The sequence below is a fragment of the Antarcticimicrobium sp. genome, assembly GCF_029212575.1.
Lineage (GTDB): Bacteria > Pseudomonadota > Alphaproteobacteria > Rhodobacterales > Rhodobacteraceae > Antarcticimicrobium.
In genome coordinates, this window is the sequence record NZ_JARGPK010000029.1 from 1 (window position 1) to 4,954 (window position 4,954).

At 64.2% G+C, this 4,954-nt stretch carries 9 protein-coding genes; 7 read left to right on the plus strand and 2 right to left on the minus strand.

All coding sequences use genetic code 11. The features are described from left to right. Both P1U75_RS05085 and P1U75_RS05090 read right to left on the minus strand, forming a co-directional pair. Positions 1–190, minus strand: a 190-nt coding sequence (locus P1U75_RS05085; RefSeq protein ID WP_300240539.1) for a hypothetical protein, incomplete at its 3' end; no start/stop codon positions are given. Then, positions 187–672, minus strand: a complete 486-nt coding sequence (locus tag P1U75_RS05090; RefSeq protein ID WP_248411242.1) for a hypothetical protein — start codon at positions 670–672, stop codon at positions 187–189. The genes P1U75_RS05085 and P1U75_RS05090, both read right to left, overlap by 4 nt. Positions 673–818: 146 nt before the next feature. Here P1U75_RS05090 and P1U75_RS05095 point away from each other — a divergent pair, with 146 nt between their 5' ends. The 7 genes from P1U75_RS05095 to P1U75_RS05125 form a co-directional block, all read left to right on the plus strand. Further along, the gene (locus tag P1U75_RS05095; RefSeq protein WP_300240543.1) at positions 819–1,283 is read left to right on the plus strand and encodes a hypothetical protein; all 465 of its coding nucleotides are present in this window, start codon (positions 819–821) and stop codon (positions 1,281–1,283) included. A gap of 28 nt (positions 1,284–1,311) precedes the next feature. Beyond that, on the plus strand, positions 1,312–1,635 hold the full coding sequence (locus tag P1U75_RS05100; protein WP_300240545.1) for a hypothetical protein: 324 nt from the start codon (positions 1,312–1,314) through the stop codon (positions 1,633–1,635). Continuing rightward, complete coding sequence (locus P1U75_RS05105) at positions 1,635–3,047, plus strand: VWA domain-containing protein (protein WP_300240547.1); 1,413 nt, start codon at positions 1,635–1,637, stop codon at positions 3,045–3,047. The genes P1U75_RS05100 and P1U75_RS05105 overlap by 1 nt, the downstream gene beginning before the upstream one ends. Continuing rightward, a complete protein-coding gene (locus P1U75_RS05110) occupies positions 3,044–3,595 on the plus strand; it encodes a hypothetical protein (protein WP_300240549.1) in 552 nt (183 codons plus the stop codon). Before P1U75_RS05105 ends, P1U75_RS05110 begins: the two co-directional genes overlap by 4 nt. A 5-nt stretch (positions 3,596–3,600) precedes the next feature. Continuing rightward, the gene (locus P1U75_RS05115; RefSeq protein ID WP_300240550.1) at positions 3,601–4,071 is read left to right on the plus strand and encodes a hypothetical protein; all 471 of its coding nucleotides are present in this window, start codon (positions 3,601–3,603) and stop codon (positions 4,069–4,071) included. Then, complete coding sequence (locus P1U75_RS05120) at positions 4,068–4,496, plus strand: hypothetical protein (protein WP_300240552.1); 429 nt, start codon at positions 4,068–4,070, stop codon at positions 4,494–4,496. The genes P1U75_RS05115 and P1U75_RS05120 overlap by 4 nt, the downstream gene beginning before the upstream one ends. Beyond that, positions 4,493–4,954, plus strand: a 462-nt coding sequence (locus P1U75_RS05125; protein ID WP_300240554.1) for a hypothetical protein, incomplete at its 3' end; no start/stop codon positions are given. The genes P1U75_RS05120 and P1U75_RS05125, both read left to right, overlap by 4 nt.

The following is a 4,954-nucleotide window of genomic DNA, read 5'->3' on the forward strand; positions in this document are numbered from 1 at the left end:
GAGCCGCGGCAAGGTTCAGCGCCTCGATCTGGGTCTGCCCGAAAATCCAGGTCATGTTCTCGGTTGCGGAGATCTGCATCTGCCGCTCGATCCGGACGATGTTGACCGCAGAGATCAGAAGAAGCCCGATGCAGCCAACGATCAGCGCGGCAAGACCGCCATAGCGCAGCGGACCCGAGAAGCGCGTCATTGCACATGCAGTGCGACGAGTTGCCAGACCCATCTCATGTCATAGCGGATGTCGGCCAACACCCCGTGATCGTCGCGTGGATAGACGATCCAGATCGGCCCCTTGTCGCGCGGTGTCAGGGCGGTCCCGTCCATGTAGAGCGCCGCGATCACGTCAAATTTGTGGAAGTCGCCGACAGGAATGTCGATGACGTAGTCGTTCAGCGCACGCGCGGTCACCATCTCGCCCCGCGCTTCGGCCAGCGCTAGGATGTCACGCATCAGGACCCCTCTGAAGAGCGGTCGTCCGTCGGTGACGGTCGTCGAGGTCGCGATCTCGTGCCACTCCAACGCATCCAGATCGGAGCGCGATATCTCCACCTGCCCGCCATCCACCGCACCCGTCAGCGTCAACAGCGGGCTTTCCGCAATCGCTTTCGGCGCGGCAAGAGCGATCATCGCCAGCACGAGAAGGCATGAATAGAGGCGATGCGTAAACGTCATGAGAATCGCGTGAATAATGAGGCCTGAATGGATGCTAGCACATATTTTTTCCGCGGCGCCCCATTCAAACGGACGGGGCGCGAAGCTGCGCGAGTGCATATCCTGCGGCTCAACAAGGAGAACGTTACATGTTCATAAACGCTTCCATGCGCCGCGCGATCGGAATTTGCGCTCTCTCCTGTCTTCTGGCGACGGCTGCCATTGCTGAGGAACCGGGCGGTCAGGTCATCGGCAGTTTCGGGGAGCAGCCGCTGGAACTGTCGATCTCGTCCGATCTTTCGGCAGCGACGATCATCGGCAGTTACGGCGACGCATTCCTTTCCGGCGTACAGACGGAAGGCGATCAGGAAACTGTCTTTGTGTCGCTGATGCTGAGCGGCGAGCTGCCAAACCCCGAGGAACTGTCGCTCGAAATCGCCTTCGCGCGCGACCTGGGGGCCAACTGGCGCGGCGATGGGGAGAGTCTTGCGCTGGAACTGGCGGATTTCTCCGTGAGCGATGGAATCGTGAGCCTGTCTGGCACCGTGACCGGCGAGGTCAAAGGTGGCCCGTTTCTGGAAACACGCCCCGTGACCCTCAGCTTTGACGCTCTTCTGGAGCAGGTGAACTGACATGCGGGCGGCTGCCATTGCAATGATCATGCTTGCCGCCCCCGTGGCAGCAGTGCCCGCGGATGGCGTCTATGACGGGTTCGACTGTGCGGCCACGGTCAGCGACCAGCGCGTGACGCTGCAGGGCGACCGGATCGTCTATTATGAATCGAGCTGCCGCCTGACCGACCCGCGAAGCGTCGAGGGCTGGGAAACCGCGACACTCTACTGGGCCGACTGCCGGGGCGAGGGACAGGAGTGGCGCGAACGCACCCTGCTGATGACGCGCATGGGCGGCGATCTGATCGTCATGGGCGATGGCTGGGCGGAACGCTATGCGCCCTGCCCGAACCTGCAACCGAGGCTCGACTGATGCGGAACGCCGTCTTCGCCGCCGCCCTCTGCGCTGCCACGCCGCTGACGGCGGAACCCGTCACCGTGATCGTCTTCGACGCCTCCGGGTCGATGTGGAACCGGCTGGAAGGCGATCTCAGCCGGATCGAAGTGGCGCGCGATGTGATGGGAAATTATTTTGTCGACCGTGATCCCGATGCGCCCTACGCGATCGTGGCCTATGGTCACAACCGGCGTGGCGATTGCGGAGATATCGAGGTGGTCACGCCGATGGGCCTCCATATCGGCGCGGGCCAGGCCAACCGGCTGGTCGGGCTGATCCCCCAGGGCATGACGCCGCTCACCGATGCGCTGCGGGTGGCGCGTGACCAGATCCCCGACACCGCCGAGGCCGCCGATATCGTGCTGATCACCGACGGGCTGGAGACTTGCGGCGGCGATCCCTGCGCGCTGGCCACCCAATTCGCAAGCGAGGGCATCGCTCTGCGCGCGCATGTCGTGGGGTTCGGCATGGCGCCGGGTGAGGTCGGTGCGCTCTCCTGCCTGCCCGATCAGACCGGCGGATTGCTGTTCGATGCCGCAACCGGGGCGGAACTTGCCGCCGCCCTTGCGCAGGTAACGCCCGCCGAACCCGTCGCGGTCACGGTAGTAATGTCGCTTCATGCGGTCTCTGCCGAAACCGGAGCACCGCTGGGCGCAGCCGACTGGCAGATCGCGGACGAGACTGGCGCGGTCGTCGCGGAAGGCGAAAAGAGCGATCCTTTCGACATCGTCCTGCCCCCGGGGGAATACAGCGTCGCTGCAACCGCACCCGGCTACACCGGCAAGATGGCCCTGACCGTCCGGCCTGACATAGTTCAGCGCGTGGCTGTGCCCTTGGCTGAGGCTCGTCCCGAAGCATCGCTTGAGGCCCCCGAAACCGCCCCGGCGGGCGGAGCCCTCAATGTCTCGTGGTCCGGTCCCGATGCCGAGGGCGACCGGATCACGCTGGCCAGCCCCGGTGCAGCGGCGGGAGAGACATTCGCGGTGACGCTGACCCGGAACGGCAACCCCGTAACGCTGCGCCTGCCCGACGAGACCGGCCTGTTCGAGCTGCGCTACGAGCAATATGCGCCACAGCGCATCCTCGCCACGCGCCCGATCACCCTGGCCGCGACCGAGGCCAGCATCACGCCGCCCGGCGCCGTATTACCGCCCGGCAAGAGGTTCGAGATCGCCTGGACCGGCCCGGCCGGACCCAAGGACGAGATCGTGCTTGCCCAACCCGGTTCGCCCGACGATGCCCGCATCACGGCAACCCAGACGCGATGGGGATCTCCTGCAAAGCTCAAGGCGCCCGACGCCGCCGGCACCTATGAACTGCGCTACCGGGTCGGCGCCTCGGGCCGCATCATCGCACGCGCGCCCGTCACCGTAGGAGCAACCGAATGATCCGCGCCGCATTTTCCGCTCTTCTCTTCGCCATTGCTGCTCCGGCATTAGCCCAGCAGAACACCGCCATACCGAACGAGATATGTTCCGAGACACCGCGGGGCGCGGACAAGCTCGATCTGCGGCGCATCGGACCGTTGCTGGAAGGCAGCTGGACCGAAACGGCCCGCGGCATCGGTCCGACGATGGGGGTTCACAGGAACGCTCTGGAAATCGTCTACGACCGGATACGCAACAGGCTCTACATCGCCGCTGACGGGATGCAGACCGAACTCGTCCCGGTACGGGGTGGCAACCGGGAACTGCGCTATGATTTCGTGAAGGGCGCGCCGATGGACCCCAGCATGTTCGCGATCAAGCCGGACGTGGCCGAATGGGCCTTCGTGCTTGGATGCGACATCGGCCTTGCCCCGCAATTCTCGTGGCACATCGGCAGCGGCGCACGGCGTGCAGACGGCATCATCAGCTTCTTCTCCGAAACCGAGGCGATGGGGACGAAATGGAACTCGGGCAGAGGCGCCCGCGAAATCAGCCTGAGCCGGAGGTAGTTGCCATGAAAAGACTTTTCCTTGCACTTGGCTTTGTCGCCACACCGGCCGTTGCGCTAGATTCCGTCGGTACCGTGACGGCCTATCTTGATGGCGCAGACCGGAGGTGGGAGGTGCTGCGGATGGACGACGGTGCGGCCATGGTGCAGGTCAACGATATCGGTCCGTTGACCCTGATCGACATCAACGCCATGGGGGACGGACATTTCCACATCAATCTGATTTTCGAAGGGGAGCCTTCGGCCGACACGGCCCCCGCGGGCATTACCATCGACATCCGTCCCGAAGGTGTCACTGGCCCCGGTTGGCAGAGCGATGGGGCGCCGCACCCGCCCAAGCTTATGCTCGAACGGCTCGACCTCGATGATTCCGGCCGGATGGAGGCCAAATTCGTCGCCTCCCTCTGCCGCAGCGATGCGCCGACAACATGCAAATTCGTGGAGGGCTGGATCGACACAGACCTGGGCATGCCGTGAACCTGCCGGATTTGCTCGCTGATGCCTTCCGTGTCTTGCAGCAGACGGACGCCGTGCTCGAGATTGAATACCGGCCCATCCGCCGCGCCGCGATCGCGGTCAGCGCGATCCTGATGGCTGCTGCCATGGGCCTTGCAGCACTTGCGGATGGCGCCATCGAGACGGGGATCACGGTTCTGGCGATGACGGCGCTGATCGGCGGCCTCATCTTGCGCAAGACGACGGTGGTGACGCAACTGCGCCTCGATCGTGCGAAAGGTCATGCGCAGCTGCAGGTGACGCGCCTGCAGGGACGAGAGAATAGAACGGTTCCACTGGCACCTTCCTTGCGGGTCGAACCGCGCATAGGCCACGACAGTTCTGCGGGAACTGACAGGGCCGAGATCACGTCATGGTTGTCACGAACCTCGGAAGACCGGCCATGACGGCGAGGCTGAACACCCCCGAGCGGTTCGAGATCGAACTGGCCATTCCCCGTTTCATTCTTTGGTTCGTGATGCTGCCGGTGATACCGGTTACGATTTTCGGGCTTGCCCATCTGCTCGGCGGCGAGGTGATGACCGGGGTGGTCCTTCTGCTCGGCCTCAACGGCGCCTTCTATCTGGGCTACGCTGCACTGTCCGAGCGCACGGTTCTGATACTCGACAAGCCGAGCGGGCTGGTGACGGTCCGACGCGACTCGCGGTTTCGCGCGCGTTCGGACACCTATCCTCTGGATGCGCTGGACAGCGCCGAACTCGAGCGCACTCATACCTCCGCCGAGGAGCGGGCGACCTCGAAGGTCATGCTGGTGTTCCGCAACACACGTCCGGCAACACGGATTGCGCTGTCGGGCTGGGGCGTGTCCGGCGATGGACCGGGCAGGATCGCCAACGAGATCAAC